This is a genomic window from Pradoshia sp. TA40_28 (genome assembly GCF_059694525.1).
Window position 1 is genome coordinate 296,671 of the sequence record NZ_JCATZO010000003.1, and the last position, 18,119, is coordinate 314,789.

The 18,119-nt window shown below is 38.4% G+C and carries 18 protein-coding genes; 7 read left to right on the forward strand and 11 right to left on the reverse strand.

What is annotated here, in order from left to right:
* Nucleotides 1-72: 72 nt before the first annotated feature.
* The 4 genes from pyk to accD all read right to left on the reverse strand — a co-directional run bounded on the left by pyk (nt 73) and on the right by accD (nt 4,947).
* Complete coding sequence (pyk, locus tag AC58NB_RS05525; protein WP_497425820.1) at nt 73-1,833, reverse strand: pyruvate kinase; 1,761 nt, start codon at nt 1,831-1,833, stop codon at nt 73-75.
* Nucleotides 1,834-1,862: 29 nt separating this feature from the next.
* Entirely contained in the window at nt 1,863-2,822 is a 960-nt protein-coding gene (gene pfkA, locus AC58NB_RS05530) for a 6-phosphofructokinase (RefSeq protein ID WP_497425821.1), read from the reverse strand.
* Between the two features lie 284 nt (nt 2,823-3,106).
* Nucleotides 3,107-4,084, reverse strand: coding sequence for an acetyl-CoA carboxylase carboxyl transferase subunit alpha (gene accA / locus AC58NB_RS05535; protein WP_497425822.1), 978 nt, complete (start codon nt 4,082-4,084; stop codon nt 3,107-3,109).
* On the reverse strand, nt 4,084-4,947 hold the full coding sequence (accD, locus tag AC58NB_RS05540; protein WP_497425823.1) for an acetyl-CoA carboxylase, carboxyltransferase subunit beta: 864 nt from the start codon (nt 4,945-4,947) through the stop codon (nt 4,084-4,086). The genes accA and accD overlap by 1 nt, the downstream gene beginning before the upstream one ends.
* 115 nt (nt 4,948-5,062) lie before the next feature.
* On the opposite strand from accD, the gene AC58NB_RS05545 reads away from it, so the two are divergent.
* Nucleotides 5,063-5,227, forward strand: a complete 165-nt coding sequence (locus AC58NB_RS05545; protein WP_497425824.1) for a hypothetical protein — start codon at nt 5,063-5,065, stop codon at nt 5,225-5,227.
* 136 nt (nt 5,228-5,363) lie between these two features.
* Here AC58NB_RS05545 and AC58NB_RS05550 read toward each other — a convergent pair whose 3' ends face one another.
* The 3 genes from AC58NB_RS05550 to dnaE all read right to left on the reverse strand — a co-directional run bounded on the left by AC58NB_RS05550 (nt 5,364) and on the right by dnaE (nt 10,709).
* Nucleotides 5,364-6,005 carry a FadR/GntR family transcriptional regulator gene (locus AC58NB_RS05550; RefSeq protein ID WP_497425825.1) on the reverse strand — a complete coding sequence of 214 codons (642 nt, stop codon included), beginning with the start codon at nt 6,003-6,005 and terminating at the stop codon, nt 5,364-5,366.
* A 6-nt stretch (nt 6,006-6,011) separates the two neighbouring features.
* On the reverse strand, nt 6,012-7,250 hold the full coding sequence (gene ystJ, locus AC58NB_RS05555) for an NADP-dependent malic enzyme (protein WP_497425826.1): 1,239 nt from the start codon (nt 7,248-7,250) through the stop codon (nt 6,012-6,014).
* A gap of 102 nt (nt 7,251-7,352) precedes the next feature.
* Nucleotides 7,353-10,709 (reverse strand): DNA polymerase III subunit alpha, encoded by a 3,357-nt coding sequence (dnaE, locus tag AC58NB_RS05560; protein WP_497425827.1) that lies wholly within the window; start codon nt 10,707-10,709, stop codon nt 7,353-7,355.
* A gap of 183 nt (nt 10,710-10,892) precedes the next feature.
* Here dnaE and ytrH point away from each other — a divergent pair, with 183 nt between their 5' ends.
* Nucleotides 10,893-11,228, forward strand: a complete 336-nt coding sequence (ytrH, locus tag AC58NB_RS05565) for a sporulation membrane protein YtrH (protein ID WP_497425828.1) — start codon at nt 10,893-10,895, stop codon at nt 11,226-11,228.
* Entirely contained in the window at nt 11,198-11,725 is a 528-nt protein-coding gene (gene ytrI / locus AC58NB_RS05570) for a sporulation membrane protein YtrI (protein ID WP_497425829.1), read from the forward strand. Before ytrH ends, ytrI begins: the two co-directional genes overlap by 31 nt.
* A gap of 47 nt (nt 11,726-11,772) precedes the next feature.
* Here the strand turns inward: ytrI and AC58NB_RS05575 are convergent, their stop codons facing one another.
* Nucleotides 11,773-12,717: a DHH family phosphoesterase gene (locus tag AC58NB_RS05575; protein ID WP_497425830.1), complete on the reverse strand. Its 945-nt coding sequence runs from the start codon at nt 12,715-12,717 to the stop codon at nt 11,773-11,775.
* Nucleotides 12,718-12,875: 158 nt separating this feature from the next.
* Between AC58NB_RS05575 and AC58NB_RS05580 the strand changes: the two genes are divergently transcribed.
* Nucleotides 12,876-13,178, forward strand: coding sequence for a YtpI family protein (locus AC58NB_RS05580; RefSeq protein ID WP_497425831.1), 303 nt, complete (start codon nt 12,876-12,878; stop codon nt 13,176-13,178).
* 78 nt (nt 13,179-13,256) lie between these two features.
* Here the strand turns inward: AC58NB_RS05580 and AC58NB_RS05585 are convergent, their stop codons facing one another.
* From AC58NB_RS05585 to AC58NB_RS05595, 3 genes are all read right to left on the reverse strand, one after another.
* The gene (locus AC58NB_RS05585) at nt 13,257-14,564 is read right to left on the reverse strand and encodes a DRTGG domain-containing protein (protein ID WP_497425832.1); all 1,308 of its coding nucleotides are present in this window, start codon (nt 14,562-14,564) and stop codon (nt 13,257-13,259) included.
* A 59-nt stretch (nt 14,565-14,623) separates the two neighbouring features.
* Nucleotides 14,624-14,872, reverse strand: coding sequence for a hypothetical protein (locus AC58NB_RS05590; RefSeq protein WP_497425833.1), 249 nt, complete (start codon nt 14,870-14,872; stop codon nt 14,624-14,626).
* A 202-nt stretch (nt 14,873-15,074) separates the two neighbouring features.
* Nucleotides 15,075-15,752: a metal-dependent hydrolase gene (locus tag AC58NB_RS05595; RefSeq protein ID WP_497425834.1), complete on the reverse strand. Its 678-nt coding sequence runs from the start codon at nt 15,750-15,752 to the stop codon at nt 15,075-15,077.
* Between the two features lie 132 nt (nt 15,753-15,884).
* On the opposite strand from AC58NB_RS05595, the gene AC58NB_RS05600 reads away from it, so the two are divergent.
* The 3 genes from AC58NB_RS05600 to AC58NB_RS05610 all read left to right on the forward strand — a co-directional run bounded on the left by AC58NB_RS05600 (nt 15,885) and on the right by AC58NB_RS05610 (nt 18,109).
* Nucleotides 15,885-16,976, forward strand: a complete 1,092-nt coding sequence (locus AC58NB_RS05600) for a M24 family metallopeptidase (RefSeq protein ID WP_497425835.1) — start codon at nt 15,885-15,887, stop codon at nt 16,974-16,976.
* Nucleotides 16,977-17,228: 252 nt separating this feature from the next.
* Entirely contained in the window at nt 17,229-17,699 is a 471-nt protein-coding gene (locus tag AC58NB_RS05605) for a universal stress protein (RefSeq protein WP_497425836.1), read from the forward strand.
* A 215-nt stretch (nt 17,700-17,914) separates the two neighbouring features.
* The gene (locus AC58NB_RS05610) at nt 17,915-18,109 is read left to right on the forward strand and encodes a hypothetical protein (RefSeq protein ID WP_497425837.1); all 195 of its coding nucleotides are present in this window, start codon (nt 17,915-17,917) and stop codon (nt 18,107-18,109) included.
* Nucleotides 18,110-18,119 lie beyond the last annotated feature (10 nt).

Here is an 18,119-nt window from a genome sequence, read left to right on the forward strand (position 1 = left end):
GGTTTTAGATTTAAAAAAGAGCTGTTTAAATAGCAAACAGCTAAACAAACAGCTCCATTTTCATCATGCTTATTACAGAATTCCTGTATTACCTTCGTAAATACGACCACTGCGGCTATCTACTGTGATAACTTGGTTATCTGTGAATAGGCTTGTCGCATTTTCAACTCCAACAATAACTGGAATACCTTGGCTTAATCCTACAACAGCAGCATGGCTTGTTAACCCGCCTTCTACTGTTACCAATGCTGCGCATTTTTCAATCGCTGGCATCATGTCTTTATCAGTTGCATTTGTAACTAGGATAGATCCTTCTTTAACTTTAGCAATCGCTTCTTCCGCACTGTTTGCAATCACAACTCGACCGGAAGTAGATTTTCTGCCAATTCCTTGAGCACTCGCTAACACAGATCCAATTAGATGGATTTTCATAATATTTGTTGTACCAGATTCATTCACTGGTACACCAGCTGTGATAATAACCAACTCACCTGGTTTTACCATGTTTTGTTCTGTAGCTGCTTGTACCGCATTTTCAAGCATATCATCAGTTGTTGTTGTACTAGTACCTAAAATTGGGTAAACACCAGATACTAATGCCAATCGTCTCATAACTCTTTCATCAGAAGTGATGGCAATAATTGGCGTTTTAGGACGGTAACGAGAAATAACACGCGCCGTTGAGCCGCTTTGTGTTGGTGTAATAATAGCTGAAACATTTAGGTTTAAAGCTGTATGAGCTACAGATTGTCCAATCGCATCCGTCACACTATAATCATGATCTTTACTGCGAGCAGATAGGATTGCCTTATAATTTAAAGCAGTTTCTGCTTTACTTGCAATATTATGCATCGTTTGAACCGCTTCAACCGGATAATGGCCGGCAGCTGTTTCACCAGAAAGCATGATTGCATCTGTACCATCAAAGATTGCGTTCGCTACGTCACTTGCTTCCGCACGCGTCGGACGTGGGTTACGTTGCATAGAGTCAAGCATTTGTGTAGCCGTAATAACTGGTTTACCAAGTGTATTGCAGCGTTTGATTAAATCTTTTTGAACAAGAGGTACATCTTCAGCTGGAATTTCCACACCAAGATCTCCACGCGCTACCATTAGACCATCAGAAACCTGTAAGATTTCTTCAATGTTTTCTACGCCCTCATGATTTTCGATTTTAGGGATGATTTGGATATGACCAGCATTATGCTTTTCAAGTAATTCTCTGATCTCAAGAACGTCTGCACCTCTTCTAACAAAGGAAGCAGCAACGAAATCAACGTCTTCCTGAATACCGAAAACGATATCTTCAGCATCTTTTTGTGTAATCCCTGGTAATTTCACAGAAACTCCTGGTACGTTTACACCTTTTTTGTTTTTAATCATTCCAGTGTTAAGAACTTTTGTATAGATTTCCTTTTTAGCCTTATCCAAACCTGTTACTTCAAGACCAATTAAACCATCATCCACTAAGATTCTGGATCCTTCATGAACATCATCTATGAGACCTTCATAAGTAATTGAGAATTTCTCTGGAGTACCAAGTACTTCAGTCATAGAAATCGTGACGTCTTGACCAGCCACTAATTCAAATCCATCATTCTCCATATTATGTGTGCGAATTTCAGGACCTTTTGTATCAAGTAAAATCCCTACTGTTTTACCAGTTTCTTTAGCAGCTTGACGAATGGTTTGAATTCTTGCACGATGTTCTTCGTGGCTACCATGAGAAAAGTTAAGACGGGCAACGTTCATTCCTGCCTCCATTAATGCTTTTAACTTTTCTAATGACTCACTGGCTGGTCCAATCGTACATACGATTTTTGTTTTACGCATGTTGTATCCTCCTATTTACTATTTCTTAATTAAATTGAAAGCTCTTGAGATAATTCATACATTTTTTTGTCAATCGCATGAGGGATCTTTAACGCTTCAATTATGTCATAGTCGACTAATTTATTATTAACGATTCCTACTGCGCGACCGCCTTTTCCTTCAAGAAGCAATTCAACAGCATTTGCAGCCAACCTACTGGCTAATACGCGATCAGTCGCTGTTGGTGAACCCCCACGCTGAACATGTCCTAAAACAGTCACGCGCGTTTCATGGCCAGTACGTTTCTGGATTTCTTCACCAATTTCCATACCACTGCCAACACCTTCAGCAACAATAATAATACTATGTTTCTTTCCTCTATCATGCCCACGCTGTAGCTTATTAATGATATCAATCATATCATAGTTTTCTTCAGGGATAAGAATAGATTCCGCCCCACCGGCAAGTCCTGCCCATAATGCAAGATCTCCGGCATTTCTTCCCATAACCTCAATAACATATGTTCGTTCGTGTGAAGTAGCTGTATCTCTGATTTTATCAATAGAATCAATAACTGTGTTCAAGGCTGTATCAAATCCAATAGTGAAATCTGTTCCTGGAATATCATTATCAATCGTTCCAGGTACACCTATACATGGAAATCCATGCTCTGTTAATGCTTTGGCTCCACGATAAGACCCATCTCCACCTATAACGACAAGTCCTTCAATTCCAAATTTCTTTAATTGTTCAATTCCCTTTAATTGGACATCTCTTTCCTTAAATTCAGGACAACGAGCTGTATACAGCATCGTTCCACCTCTATGTATAATATCTCCTACTGATCCAATCTCAAGCTTTTTAATGTTCCCGTTCAGAAGGCCTTGATATCCGTTATAAATTCCATAAACCTCTACACCATGGAATATCGCTTTTCTTACAACGGCACGTACCGCAGCATTCATGCCTGGTGAATCTCCCCCACTTGTTAATACACCTATTCTTTTCATGATATCACCCCATGTTTAGTATTATCCTCATTGAGTATACATCTGTAATAGACAGACAGAAACACAAAATCACGAAATATAAGTTGTTACCTTTTTATCATAATCGCATCCTTATTCTATGATAACAAAATCCTTTCGTAAAGCCCCTTGTACCATGGAATTTTTTATGCAAACGCTACCATGTTGAATGTTTTTCATTATTTTCAAGGGAATTTTAAAAAAATGGACATTACGTGTATTTTTCCCCAAATTATAAAAAAAGAAACGTACATATATATGTACGTCTAATGATTTGTTACAAATGGAGTCGATAATTCGTACTTCCCTATATTTTTATATTTATCGTATCTTTTATTGACTAATTCCTCGCCGCTCATTTCTTTTAGAGAATCCAGCGACTTTCGTAAAATTTCATCTATCTTCTCTGCCTGGTCTTTAACCGAACGGTGGGCTCCGCCAAGCACTTCCGGTATAATTTCATCAATAATACCGAGCTCCTTCAAATCAGGTGCCGTAATCTTCATCGATTCTGCCGCTTTTTTTGCCATGGACGCATCTTTCCAGAGGATGGATGCAGCACCTTCAGGAGAAATGACGGAGTAGGTTGAATTCTCAAGCATATGTATATGATCGCCTACACCAAGTGCCAATGCTCCACCACTTCCGCCTTCACCAATTACAATACACACGATTGGTACTTTTAAACCAGCCATTTCGAATAAATTCCTAGCAATAGCCTCACTTTGTCCACGTTCTTCTGCCGCTTTACCCGGATAAGCTCCCTTTGTATCAATAAAACAAATTATAGGTCTTCCGAACTTTTCTGCCTGCTTCATCAATCGCAAAGCTTTTCTGTATCCTTCTGGATGAGGCATTCCAAAATTTCGGCGTATATTATCTTTTGTGTCTTTACCCCGCTGATGGCCAATTACGGTCACAGGCATTCCATGATACTTAGCTATACCACCTACTATTGCTTCATCGTCACCAAAAAGCCGATCCCCATGACACTCAAAGAATGACGTAAATAATTGTTCTATATAGTCGCAGGTCGTAGGCCGCATGGAATACCTGGCTATTTCAACACGATCCCAGGGTTTAATATTTTGATACAAATCTTTTTCCAATTGCGCCAGTCGTTCTTCCAGCTTTTCTATTTCTTCTGTAAAATCTCCGTCCGAATACGTAGTCATTTTCTTTAATTCATTTATTTTTTTTTGAAGATCCTGTATCGGTTTTTCAAATGACAATTCTCCCGGCATTATTGATCCCCTCCTGTTGTATGAATATCAATGATAGTAGCCAATGTATGCTTCATTTCACACCTGGGTACTACTGCATCTAATTGACCGTGTTTTAACAGGAATTCAGCCGTTTGAAAATCCTCCGGTAATTTTTCATGGATTGTTTGTTCGATAATACGACGACCCGCAAAGCCTATTAAAGCACCGGGTTCTGCAAGATTATAATCTCCAAGTGATGCGAAACTCGCTGACACTCCACCGGTTGTCGGATGAGTCATAACCGATATAATCAAGCCTTTCCGTTCACTAAAACGGTTTAAAGCCGCACTTGTTTTCGCCATTTGCATGAGACTTATAACTCCCTCTTGCATTCTGGCTCCACCAGAGGCAGTAAAGATAATAAATGGTACTTTTAATTCATCAGCTTTTTCAATGGCTCTTGTAATCTTTTCACCTACCACAGAACCCATACTGCCCATCCTAAACGTTGAATCCATTATGGCGACCACAGTGGTCTGACCACTAATTCGACCTACCCCTGTTACTACAGCTTCATTTTGATTTGTTTTCATTCGATCGCTATTTAACTTTTCTGTATAATTAGGGAAATTTAATGGATTTCCAGAAATCATCCCACGATCATACTCCTCAAATGAGCCTTCATCCAATAAGCTGTTTAAACGTTCAACTGCATTCATCGGGTGATGATACCCACATTTTGGGCAAACTTTATCATTCTTTACTATTTCTTTAGAGTATTTAATATTTTTACAGGAAGGGCATTTCGTCATAATTCCTTCTGGGACATCTTGTTTAGCTTGCTCTGAAGGAATAGTTGCATACTTCTTCTTTTTTGTGCGAGAAAACATGTCTTTCAACAAAACTCTCGATCCCCTTTCATATTGCAGTACATCAATGGCCCAGCAATACATCTGACTTTGATTACCAAACCACCCTGTCTATTATACCTGCCATCCCTTCAGATATATACAGACTATGGTAATAGTACAAACTACTTGCTTAATTTCCTTTTCTTATCTGCATGCAGAAAACGAAATGTCTCTGACATTCCTATCTATTCCAGCTTTCAAGCCATTCTCTAAAAAAGCAGAAGCAGTGAAAATAAATGGTACTTATTCAGTCTTTGATCATCTCGAATAACAAAAAAACCTTCCCCTCTCTCAATCTTTGGTCCTAGTATAGAGACTCATTGAGTGAAAAGATCTGTAAGGTTTATGATTTTGGCCCTATATAGTTTACAAAACGTACCTATATAAGGCCAATAACTCAGAGTTGTTTATTCACTTTTCGCATAACCCCTAATTTTTGTTTCATAAATTTCGAGTGCTTCATCTTTTTGACCATTTTCAAGTGCATTTGCTAAAATGATATATTGCTTTCGATCCTTAATAAGAAATTCATAACCAGATGCTTTGCAATAACTGTTTACCGTTTTCCATATTCGTTCCATCAATCGATTTTCAGTTAATCTGGCCAATCTAGAGAAGTAGGCCTCATCAGTAAATGTATTGTTTTTGGCCCAAGTATATAAATCTTTACTAGCCTCTGGATTTTTCCGATTAAATTCAGCCATTATTCGTATACAATCTTTTTCTAACAATACTTTCACTTCAATAAGATCTTTCTTCGTTTTACCTTCTAAAACAAAGAATGAGCCCAGTAATTCTACAAGCTTATGCTCTTGGAAATCATGGATAAACGTTCCTTCTCCTCTTCTCGTTTCAATCAGCCCTAAAAGCTCCAGTGCTCTCAAAGCTTCTCTTACTGAGGAACGGCCAACATTTAAACGATCAGACAGTTCCCGTTCAGAGGGAATTTTATCTCCTGAAACAAGATGATCTTCTTCAATCATTTTTTGCAGTTTGCGAACTATTTCTAGATATACTTTGGACTGTCCCTCAACTTGCTGCTGTTCCATCTGTCATCACTCACTTTTTCCAATAGAGGATAGTAATTCAGTCTTCTTTCTGATTTCTTCAGGGTCCACTTTTAATCTTGCAACCCCTGTTTCCATTGCCGCTTTTGCAACAGCTGCAGCTACTGCAGGCGCAACCCGTGGATCAAAAGGAGCCGGTATGACATAATCCGCATGCAATTCTTCATCTGCAATCAGACTGGCAATCGCCTCAACAGCTGCAACCTTCATCTTCTCATTAATATGAGTTGCCCTGACATCAAGAGCCCCTCTAAAGATTCCAGGGAAGGCTAAAACATTATTTACCTGGTTCGGAAAATCTGATCTTCCGGTTCCGACAACAGCAGCTCCCGCTTCTTTAGCCAAACTCGGCATGATTTCAGGTACTGGATTTGCCATTGCGAAAATGATTGGATCTGGGGCCATTGATTTAACCATTTCTGGTGTCAATGCGCCGGCAACCGATACACCTATAAAGACATCTGCATCTTGAATGACATCTTCCAGGCTTCCTTCTAAATGAGCTCTATTCGTATACTTAGCCACTTGTGCTTTAACCGTATTCATACCATATGGACGTTCTTCATAAATGGCTCCTTTGCTATCACACATAATTAAATCGCGTACACCAAAGTTATAAAGAAGTTTAATAATAGCTATACCGGCAGCCCCTGCACCGTTCGCTACCACTTTAATCTCAGACATTTTTTTATTGGATAGTTTCAAGGCATTAACCAAACCAGCCACCGTTACAATGGCTGTACCATGCTGATCGTCATGGAAAACGGGAATATTCGTTTCCTTTTTAAGTCTTTCTTCAATGACAAAACAGTTTGGAGCAGCAATATCTTCTAAATTGATCCCGCCAAAAGTAGGTTCAAGTAATTTTACTGTCTCTACAATTTTATCAACATCGTTCGTATTTAAACAAATCGGAAATGCATCCACTCCAGCAAATCCTTTAAAAAGTAATGCTTTTCCTTCCATTACCGGCAATGCTGCTTCCGGACCAATATTACCAAGTCCCAATACTGCTGTTCCATCTGATACAACAGCCACCATATTACCCTTAATAGTATATTCATATACTGCCTCAGGCTTATCATGAATAACTTTACATGGCTCGGCTACACCAGGAGAATATGCAAGACTTAAATCGTGTGCATCCCGCAATGGTACCTTGGCTACTGTTTCCAGTTTCCCTTTATTTACACGATGCATATGCAACGCTTCTTCTCTTAATGTCAATTACCTACACCCCTTTTTATGATATAAAGACAATTTCATCCATTTTTGGTCAGACCTGAAATTATATTGTAAATATATCACAATATTCAGTCTTGTACATAGTTAATCTTCTTTGATTAAAACATTTCCTTCCCCTATAATTCCTTCTAAATCCGTTAATAAGGCAGGTGTAGGATTAACCCAGTTTTCTCTGGACAACTGTATCGTTTTTGCCTCTTTTTCATAATAAACATATACTTTGGTGTTTCCTCGGTATCGATTTAAAATGTTTCGAATGGTGGTTAGTGTTTTACTCGTTTGAACATTCGGAGCAACCTTTATATATAAAGATTTAAACAGTTCCTTTATTTTAGGAGTATCATTCTCTAAATCATACAGATTTTGAATGACAAATTGTTTCTTGCCATTTCGCTCTTCCAGTTTTCCTTCCAGTAAAACTAAACTTCCTTCTTTTAAAATGGACGAGTATTGCTTGTACACATTTGGGAAAGCAACTGCCTCCATATCTCCCGTTTCGTCGCTAAGAACCAGGAATGCCATACTTTCGCCTTTTTTTGTACGTATTGATTTAACAGATTGTATATAAGCACCAATGAATCCTGTTGAGTTCAACGAAAACTTAGAAAGAGGTAGTGCACCTGCATTTTTCAATATCGGTCTGAACCCACTGATGGGATGGTCAGATAAGTATAAGCCAAGGACTTCTTTTTCTTTCTGTAATTTTTTATCCGTTGGCATCGAATCTACCACTATATATTTTGGCTTAATAAACATATCATCTGCATCAAAAAAGCCGCCTTCTTCCGAATCGGGACGAACCAACTCGGCATGTTCCAATGCCACGTCGATACTCGCGAGAATGCTGGCCCTGTCCATGTTAAACTCGTCAAATGCACCGGCATAACATAAATTTTCCAATATTTTTCTATTTATTATACGTGATGGAATACGTATACAGAAGTCAAATAAATCTTCGAATGGACCATTCTTTCGTGCCGCGACAATTTCTTTTAAGACAGATGCTCCAATTCCCTTCACAGCTGCTAAGCTATAGCGCACTCCTTCTTCTCCTTCAAGAATAAAAGGGAAATGGCTTTTATTGATTGAAGGTGGAAGAACAGCATACTCTTTCGATTTTAATTCCTGAACATACTGAGCTATTTTTTCATCGTTTCCAATCACGGATGTCATTAACCCTGCCATAAAGCTTGAAAAATAATTTGCTTTTAAATAGGCCAATTGATAAGCAATCAAGCTGTAGGCAACCGCGTGGCTTCTATTAAATCCATAGTTTGCAAACCGGACGATTAAGTCATAGACTTCATTAGCTATATGATGTTCATATCCTTTAGAAGTCGCCCCATTTACGAAATGAACTCTTTGTTCATCCAGCACATCTTTTTTCTTCTTACTCACAGCTCGTCTCAGTAAATCTGCTTCTCCTAAACTGAATCCGGCCATCGTGGAAGCAATCTGAATAATTTGCTCTTGATACACAATAATCCCGTAAGTAGATTTAAGAATCGTTTCTAATTCAGGAATCGGAAATGCGATGGGCTCATTTCCATGTTTTCGATTGATAAAGGTAGGGATATTATCCATTGGACCAGGTCTGTAGAGAGCATTAACTGCCACTAAATCTTCGAAGACAGTCGGTTTTAGTTTTTTGAGGACATTTTGCATGCCAGAGGATTCGAACTGAAAGATCCCTGAAGTTAATCCCCTGCTTAATAATTCAAATGTATTCGTATCATCCAATGGAATCTGATTTAATGTAATCTTTGTGCCTGATAACCGATTAATCTGTTTTACAATTTGATCAAGTAAGGTTAAATTTCGAAGTCCTAGAAAATCCATTTTTAAAAGGCCGATTTCTTCTAAAATCTCCATCGGGAATTGCGTCAAATAGACGCCCTCATGCCCCTCTTGAATCGGAATTAAATCCGTCAGCGGCTGATCGGTAATAATAACTCCCGCCGCATGTATGGAGGTATGCCTTGGCAGACCTTCCCATTTTCTTGCAATTTCATAGATTTGTTTGTGAAGAGCTGACTCGTTTATCCATGAACGGAAACGACTAGATTCAGATTCGGCGGTTTGTATGGTTAACCCGTTAATAGAAGGCAAGGAACGAGAAAGCATATCCAGCTCCTTCGTATTTAATCCACATACTCTGCCTGCATCCCGCAAAGCTGCCTTTGCTCCAAATGTACCAAATGTGATAATTTGCGCCACATGGATAGGTCCATATTTATTTGCTACGTAACGGATTATTTCTTCTCTGCGATTATCTGGAAAATCGATGTCAATATCAGGCATTGTCACCCTTTGCGGATTCAGAAATCTCTCAAATAAGAGGTTGTATTTGATCGGGTCTACATTAGTAATTCCAAGTACGTAGGCAACCATCGACCCTGCAGCCGATCCACGTCCTGGTCCAGTAAGAATTCCTTGTCTATTGGCATGATTCATAAAGTCCCAAACAATCAAGAAGTAATCACTGAATCCCATAGATGAAATAACAGACAATTCAAATTCCAACCGTTCATAATGCTTTTTATCTGGATTCGAATAACGTTTTGCGAATCCTTTCTTGCAAATTTCCGTCAAATACTGATGAGCTGACAAATCATTTGGAACTGGGAACTTTGGAAGTAACCTTTGATGGAATTCCAATGTTACTTGGCATTGTTCAGCTATATGAATCGTATTTTCGAGCGCCTCCACATCGGATGAATACCATTCCATCATTTCAGAATGACTAGCAAAATGCTTCTTTTCATCCATAGGCAATTCGACATAATTAAGTTCTTCTACTTTTAGATTGTTTTTCAAACAAGTTAAAGCCTGATAAGCCAGTGAGTCTTCCTCTTTCAAATAACAAATATGTTGAGTTGCGACAAGCTTGGTGTTTGTATGGTCAGCCAATCGCTTGATCAGCTCACGTCCCATATCGTCTGTATGGGATTTAGGTAATGTAAGATAGAAAGAATGATTGCCAAACAATTTTTTATATTTTAACAGGATCTTCTCTGCCTCACTGTCACGCTCTGTAAGCGCACTCTCAATTTCCCCTTCTCTACCAGGAGAAATGGCAATAAGACCTCTTGCATATCCTTTCAGCCATCTGAATGGTAATCCATTCGGTGACTTTGTTTGAATCGCACTCGATATTTTCATCAAGTTATGATATCCCTCATTATCCTTCGCTAGCAAAATAAGAGGGTAGCTTTTATGCTCTTCATCGTCAAATATATCTGCAGTCAAACCGATAATAGGCTTGATTCCTTGGGCCATGCATTCCTTGTAAAAAGACACGGCCCCATACATAACATTACGATCTGTTAGTGCTATACTGCTGAAACCATTATTCTTCGCCGAGGTAACAATATCTTTAATCGATAACGTACTCTCGAGAAGACTATAAGCGCTATATACATGAAGATGGATTAATGACATTCTTTTGTCACATCCTTAATTAACATTTTAGTAAGTAGGAGAAATTTTCTCTTATCTCTATTATAGAAGTCCAATGCCTAAAAAGAAAATATGTTCGGTGAAAGTTGGATAACTTTTTGGTCAAGTACATATTGATTATCCCGCCCTCATATATATGTAAAAAAAACAAAAAGGACGAGGATGATGAACCAAGCTTTTTTACCTGCTTTTATAAACAGTTTTTTTATATCATTTGGTGTTTTATTAGGCGGATCATTAATCGGAGGACTCGCTGCTTTTATAACCGGTCAACCACCCTTAACTCACGTATTCCGCCTTTCCGAAGGATTGAGAATTTGGGCTATTGTAGCAGCTATCGGCGGAACATTTGATGCAGTATATTCATTTGAACGAGGCATCTTTCACGGAGCAACCAAAGATTTATTCAAACAAATTTTGATAATTATATCCGCCCTTGGAGGTGCTCAGGCCGGCGCTCTCATTATCCAATGGCTGACACAGGAGCACTTGAATCCATGAGAATCCCACCGTATTATCGCAACCCCCTATGGCAGCGTTTTTTTGCAGGAATGATTATGGGAGCGATCATTAGCTGGGCTCTTTTTTTGTATATGTTTGGTGACCTGCAGGAAAAACAGATTCAGTTGATAGAAACACAACAGAATGCCATTAAAGAATTACACGATGAAGTGGAAATATGGCAAAATGAATATGAAATTTTGAATAAGAAAAATGAAAGTAAATTACTCGTACAGGATCTATCTGTCCGTATAACAAATTATAAAAAATATAGACTAGACCCGCTCAGTATCTTTGAAGTAGAGCAAAGCATCAAGAAAGATTTTGACAGTTTATTAGGCAAAGATTTGGAAAGCGTCAGCCGCGGAAAAGAGCTCCTTAAGAGAGCTGTCATTAATAAAAATATCAAAATAAACGGTAGAAACTACCAATTAGAAGTCAAAGAATTAATTATTTACACACATATCGAAATTGATCTATCGATAAAACAAATTTAAAAACAGCCAGGCACACCAATTGGGTACCTGGCTGTCAAACGTATTATTTAGGCTAAGTAGTCAGAGCAAACCTGTACGAGATCTTGAATGACATGATCCATATCGTCCCAATTGTAAATAGTAGCTCCAGATGCCATAGGATGGCCTCCTCCATTGTATTTCATGGCTACTCCATTAATGACAGGACCTTTCGATCTTAGGCGAACACGTATTTCCTCATTTTCTTCTATAAAGAATACCCATGCATTGATTCCCTTTACAGACCCTAATGTACTAACGAGCAAAGAAGCTTCGGACGGTTTTACACCGAATTGGTTCATCGTTTCCTGCTTAATAACGACTACACCTACTCCTGAATCCATTATTTTAAAGTTTTCAAATACATATCCATTCAGGCGGACGACCGCTTCATCTACATCATACATGCCATTATAAATGTCTGAGCGATCAAATCCATATTGTATTAGCTCACCTGCATACAGGAATGTTTTATCAGACGTGCTTGGATAAAGGAATCTTCCCGTGTCACCAACAATCCCTGCATATAATAAGCGTGCTGCTTCTTGATTCATATGTAAACCTTTGTCTTTTCCATACTCAAATAATTCATAAATCATTTCACTGCAAGAGCTGGCTGATGTATCTACCCATAAAAGATCTCCGTATGGATCCTCATTTGGATGATGGTCTATTTTAATGAGCATATCACCTTTCGTATAACGCTGATCACAGACCCTTGCCTGATTGGCTGTATCACATACAATGACCAAAGCCCCTTCATAAACTTCATCAGAAATCACATCAAGACGCTTTAAAAAATGGAGAGATTCCTCTTCTTGCCCAACCATAAAAACCTTTTTTTCCGGGAAAGAATATTTAATGATTTCACCTAATCCACATTGTGAACCATAAGCGTCAGGGTCCGGTCGGACATGCCTGTGCAGAATAATTGTTTCGTACTTTTTAATCGCCTCTATAATCCGTTCTTTCATCGCTATTCTCCTTTTTCTAATTGCTTATTTATGTATTCCATTCGACTGGCCTTCCTATATAAATAAAAATCCTATAAAGGTACAGAAATCCATAATTGGTACATTTTTTCAACTTCTTGTACAATATAGGAATACAAACCATTTGGAGGCACCAGCACATGAAAATATTCGTATTTTTAATTGTAATGTCTTTTTCTTTCTTTATTTACTATAAGACAAAGTATTTCAGAACCAAGCTGCCCATGCAAAGGGCCTATTTAACCGGGAAATCCTCAATTGCGTTAGGATTATTTGTAGCTCTATTTGGCCTTAATCAGCTATTCCTCTTTGATATGGCTGTTACCTATATCGTTGCTGCCATCTTCATCCTAGTAGGTGGAATGAGTGTTTATAACGGTATAAAAATGTATAAACATTATGCTCCCCTGGCTGAAGAGGAATATCAGGCAGCTATGAAATAAGGTATCACATTGAATTAATCTTTTAATAAGGAAAATTGCCTTTATAGCTCCTATAAAGGCAATTTTTTATATAACAGATTACGTTCTCTCTAATAATTGGCATGTCATCATCGCTTTTCCGACTAATTTGCCATCATTGAAGACTTCTATATCAACTTTTCCAAACTTCCTGCCGATCTCCAATACCTTTGGAACGATTTTCAGCTTGCTCTCAAGCTGCACAGGCTTAAGGAAATAAACCGTCATATTTTCAACAACCAACTCACCACGTTTATATCCACGCATGACTCTATTTGTCGCTTCAATGACCATTGCCGTAAATACGCCATACGATATAGTCCCTAAGTGGTTAGTCATTTGCGGCGTCACTTCACACTGATAAATATCCTCACCTTGAACTACTGTCATTTGATTCGCTATAACATCGTCAATTGTTTCTCCAACCTGCGGCTGGCGCTGACTCATTTGCAGTGCCTTCAGAACATCTTGTCTGCTTATGATTCCAATTAACAGATTACGATTATCCACGACTGGCAGTAATTCAATACCTTCCCAAACCATCATATGAGCGGCTGAAGCTACACTTGTCTTTTCCCCTACAAAAATTGGATCTTTAGTCATCACCTTTTCAATCTGCACGGAAGCTTCCTGTCCAAGAATATCCCTGGATGTGACCATTCCCTGTAAACGAAGATTTTCATCGACTACCGGGAACCGGCTGTGTTTTGTTGTTCTATTCAGCTCTGTCCAACGTTCTATTGTGTTGCCCACTTTCAGTACTTCTGTTTGCTCAATTGGAATAAGAATATCTTCAACAAGTAATATTTCCTTTTTGATAAGCTGATCATAAATTGCCCTATTAATCATAGTGGCAACCGTAAAGGTATCATAAGAAGTAGAAATCACGGGCATTTGTAACTCATCAGCCAGCTTTTTAACAGATTCTACCGTATCAAACCCACCGGTAATGAGAACAGCTGCTCCTGCTGTTAACGCAAGTTCGTGCGCCTTAACACGGTTCCCGACAATTAGAAGATTGCCCGCCTCTGTGTAACGCATCATCGCATCCAGTTCCATAGCACCGATGACAAATTTATTCAGTGTTTTATGAAGCCCCGTTCTGCCTCCAAGTACCTGACCCTCCACTATATTGACTACCTCAGCAAATGTCAGTTTCTCTATGTTTTCTTTTTTCTTTCGTTCAATACGAATGGTTCCAACTCTTTCAATCGTACTGACATACCCTTGATTTTCTGCCTCTTTAATTGCTCGATAGGCGGTACCCTCACTAACGGTCAGTGCTTTTGCAATTTGCCGTACCGAAATTTTTTGACCGATTGGAAGTTCATCAATATATGCTAGTATTTGTTCATGCTTAGTAGCCAAGCTATTCACCCTTTTTCGTTATCCATTATTACTATTATAATGGGAAACGCTCCATTCAATCAATGTAACCTTTTATATTGCTTGGAAATAAGGGGTTTTTTTGCATTTTTTGCCTGTACGGTTGTCCGTTTTTCCCCCTCTCTATAAAGAATAGCTGATAGATTCCCACCCAATACACTAAATGCCAGTACAAGCCATGCGGATGAAAAAAGACTTTCTTCCATACTCCCTTCAAATGATAAATAGGGAAGCGCCCATATCATCATGGCTAAACTGCTTACCAAACAGATTCCATAACGGATTTTCATTGATTAATCCCTCCTATAGAATAAATATATGAATAAACGAAAAAAAAAGAAGCACACATAAAGCTCTAAGATCATACAGGAAACTAATTTGAAATATGAAGGATTTTGGATATGTCTTTAAAGGAAAATAGCCATACCATTACAATCAAAAAGGTATTGGATTTACATCCAATACCTTTTTAGCTCCTATCATTTTGTCTCTTTATAATTCAATAGACTCTCCCGGATTTAACACCTGAACAAGATTCTTTTCACATAAGGATGCAAAATAATAGGGATCCTGCTTAATAGGAGGAAACGTATTATAGTGGATAGGAACTACTTGTTTAGGATGAAGAAATTCTGCAGCCAAGGCAGCATCCTCAGGTCCCATAGTAAAATTGTCTCCGATCGGTAAGAAGGCCAAATCAATAGGATGACGATCCCCAATCAGCTTCATATCTGAAAACAGCCCTGTATCTCCAGCATGGTAAACTGTTTTTCCTTCCGCAGTAATCAATAGTCCAGCAGGCATTCCGCCGTAAATCAATTGGCCATTTTCCTCGAATCCCGTTCCATGAAAAGCTTGGGTCAGTTTAACTCTGCCAAAATCAAAGTCATAAGCTCCTCCAATGGACATGCCATGTGTTTTTACACCTTTCCATCCCAGGTATGTACTTAATTCAAAATTACAAATAACAAGTGCATCATGTTTTTTTGCCAACTGGACAGTATCACCCAAATGATCATCATGTCCATGGGTAATTAAAATATAATCTGGTTTTACATCCTCCACTGTTAAATCCGTCAATTCATTTCCCGTTATAAACGGATCAATCAGCAATTGCTTCCCTTTTGTTTCAATTTTCACAACGGAATGTCCATGATAGGATACCTTCATTTCATTCAGTCCTTTCTGTATTTTCCAAGTAAAATACCCTCTTTTTTTAGTTTTCTAACAATTTACTTTATATCATATAATTGATACGCTACTGACATAGTAACATTTAAAAAAATTAAATGGAGGGACATTATGAGCAACCTAAACCAACTGGCAAATTGGCTGACTGAAAAACAGGCAGATGCTGCTTTTATTACATCTACAGAAAACGTATTTTATCTGAGCGGGTTCTATAGCGACCCTCATGAACGTTTATTGGCTGTACTCGCCTTTCCTACTGAAGAACCTATTTTAATTTGCCCCCAAATGGAAGTGCCAGATGCAAAACAAGCTGGCTGGCGCTATGAAGTACTCGGAATATCTGATACACAAAATCCTTGGGAAATGATTAAGGAAACATTAAAAAAACGAAATATTAACATTCAAACACTAGCAGTTGAAAAAGAACATTTAACAATGGAACGTCTTGAAGGACTTAATTCCATTTTAAATCATCCTACATACTTATCAGCGGAAGAAAAAATGCGCCAACTGCGAATGATTAAAAGTCCATCTGAGTTAAAAATCATTAAAGAAGCTTGTCGCCTTGCTGATTATGCCGTGAAAATTGGAACGGAAGAAATTGCAGAAGGTAAAACAGAAATGGAAATACTGGCTGCATTAGAGTATCAATTAAAAAAGGAAGGCGTATCGGAAATGTCCTTTGCTACAATGGTACTGACTGGTGAAAATGCCGCTTCTCCTCACGGAGTTCCAGGACAAACTAAAGTCAAAAAAGGCGACTTGGTCCTCTTTGACTTAGGTGTAGTCGTAGATGGATATTGTTCTGATATCACACGCACAGTTGCTTACGGGCAAATAAATGATGTTCAGAAGGAAATCTACAACACTGTACTCGAAGCCCAAATTGCTGCTGTTGAAGCCTGCCGACCTGGTAAAACCTGCGCCGAAATCGATTTAACAGCCCGTAATATTATAAGAAACAAAGGCTATGGTGACTATTTCCCTCACCGTCTTGGTCATGGACTAGGTATCAGTGTGCATGAATATCCTTCCCTAACCGAAATAAACAACCTGCCTCTTCAGGAAGGAATGGTCTTTACAATCGAACCTGGTATATACGTTCCTGGGAAAGCCGGTGTACGGATCGAAGATGACTTGTATGTGACTGAAAACGGCGTGGAAATACTTACTAAATTCCCGAAAGAATTAGTTACTCTATAATAATCCCCAAACAGCGAGAAACCCTCGCTGTTTTTTATTTTATGAAAGATAGAATCATATACACAGGGTAAGAAACTTTTCAATCACAATCACCCTAATAATTATTTTAAAATAATTATCTCTGCAAATAGAACATCTGATTTTGTATTATTTTCAGAAATTCCACTTCTTTTCAAAATATGTTCATATAATTTTCCGACTTTTCGTGTAATTTGTAGTATAATATAAATATACTTAAAGGAGGAGATTAATATGGCAATATCCTATAATAATATCCTTGTGGCAGTTGACGGTTCACAGGAAGCAGAATGGGCGTTTAAAAAAGCAATTGACGTGGCTAAAAGAAATGATGCCAGGTTAGTATTAGCTCATGTTGTCGACAACCGTACCTTTGCTGCAGTTGAGGCGTACAGCATTTCCATTTCCGAGAGTGCTGAACAATATGCAAAAGACCTTTTAGAAGAATATAAACAAATGGCACTTGATGCCGGCGTAAGAGATGTAGCCATTAGTATTGAATTTGGCTCTCCAAAAGTGAAAATTCCTAAAGATATCGCGAAATCATTTAATGTGGACCTAATTATATGTGGTGCTACTGGTTTAAATGCTGTTGAGCGTTTCTTTATCGGAAGTGTGTCCGAACACATTATTCGCTATGCAAAATGCGATGTAATGGTTATTCGTTCCGACGAAAAACCTGCTGAACAAAAAGTAGCAGAGTAACCCAATATAAACATCCAGAAATCCCATGTCTTTTACACATGGGATTTCTTTTCGTATGAATGGATACGATTCAAACAAATCTTTTGAACTACATGAATATATATTTGAAGATGTGGAGGGTGTAACTGGATGGCTGTTTGATGATACACCACCACAACTTTTTAAAAAAAGGGGTTCGTCTGTTAAAAAACTTATCTTAGCCGGGAGGCACTGTAATGGTTAGAAGCAAGAGGGAATTTAGATTTCGCGAAGCCATTTTCACGGGTTTATTTGTCGGTACTATACTTACCATTGCTGGATTTTTAATTGAATGGGAGAAACCAATATATGCCGGCCTTTTTGCTGGCATTACGGCTCTCATAGGTGGGAAGGTAGCTGGTATGATTTTTAGGGATAGGAATTCAAAATAGGAGGAGCGGT

What these genes read in the sequence shown, in the direction of transcription:
- pyk (WP_497425820.1), bottom strand. Translation starts at nt 1,833, where the DNA reads ATGCGTAAAACAAAAATCGTATGTACGATTGGACCAGCCAGTGAGTCA.
- pfkA (WP_497425821.1), bottom strand. Translation starts at nt 2,822, where the DNA reads ATGAAAAGAATAGGTGTATTAACAAGTGGGGGAGATTCACCAGGCATG.
- accA (WP_497425822.1), bottom strand. Translation starts at nt 4,084, where the DNA reads ATGCCGGGAGAATTGTCATTTGAAAAACCGATACAGGATCTTCAAAAA.
- AC58NB_RS05545 (WP_497425824.1), top strand. Translation starts at nt 5,063, where the DNA reads ATGGTAATAGTACAAACTACTTGCTTAATTTCCTTTTCTTATCTGCAT.
- AC58NB_RS05550 (WP_497425825.1), bottom strand. Translation starts at nt 6,005, where the DNA reads ATGGAACAGCAGCAAGTTGAGGGACAGTCCAAAGTATATCTAGAAATA.
- dnaE (WP_497425827.1), bottom strand. Translation starts at nt 10,709, where the DNA reads ATGTCATTAATCCATCTTCATGTATATAGCGCTTATAGTCTTCTCGAG.
- ytrH (WP_497425828.1), top strand. Translation starts at nt 10,893, where the DNA reads ATGAACCAAGCTTTTTTACCTGCTTTTATAAACAGTTTTTTTATATCA.
- ytrI (WP_497425829.1), top strand. Translation starts at nt 11,198, where the DNA reads ATGGCTGACACAGGAGCACTTGAATCCATGAGAATCCCACCGTATTAT.
- AC58NB_RS05575 (WP_497425830.1), bottom strand. Translation starts at nt 12,717, where the DNA reads ATGAAAGAACGGATTATAGAGGCGATTAAAAAGTACGAAACAATTATT.
- AC58NB_RS05580 (WP_497425831.1), top strand. Translation starts at nt 12,876, where the DNA reads ATGAAAATATTCGTATTTTTAATTGTAATGTCTTTTTCTTTCTTTATT.
- AC58NB_RS05590 (WP_497425833.1), bottom strand. Translation starts at nt 14,872, where the DNA reads ATGAAAATCCGTTATGGAATCTGTTTGGTAAGCAGTTTAGCCATGATG.
- AC58NB_RS05595 (WP_497425834.1), bottom strand. Translation starts at nt 15,752, where the DNA reads ATGAAGGTATCCTATCATGGACATTCCGTTGTGAAAATTGAAACAAAA.
- AC58NB_RS05600 (WP_497425835.1), top strand. Translation starts at nt 15,885, where the DNA reads ATGAGCAACCTAAACCAACTGGCAAATTGGCTGACTGAAAAACAGGCA.
- AC58NB_RS05605 (WP_497425836.1), top strand. Translation starts at nt 17,229, where the DNA reads ATGGCAATATCCTATAATAATATCCTTGTGGCAGTTGACGGTTCACAG.
- AC58NB_RS05610 (WP_497425837.1), top strand. Translation starts at nt 17,915, where the DNA reads ATGGTTAGAAGCAAGAGGGAATTTAGATTTCGCGAAGCCATTTTCACG.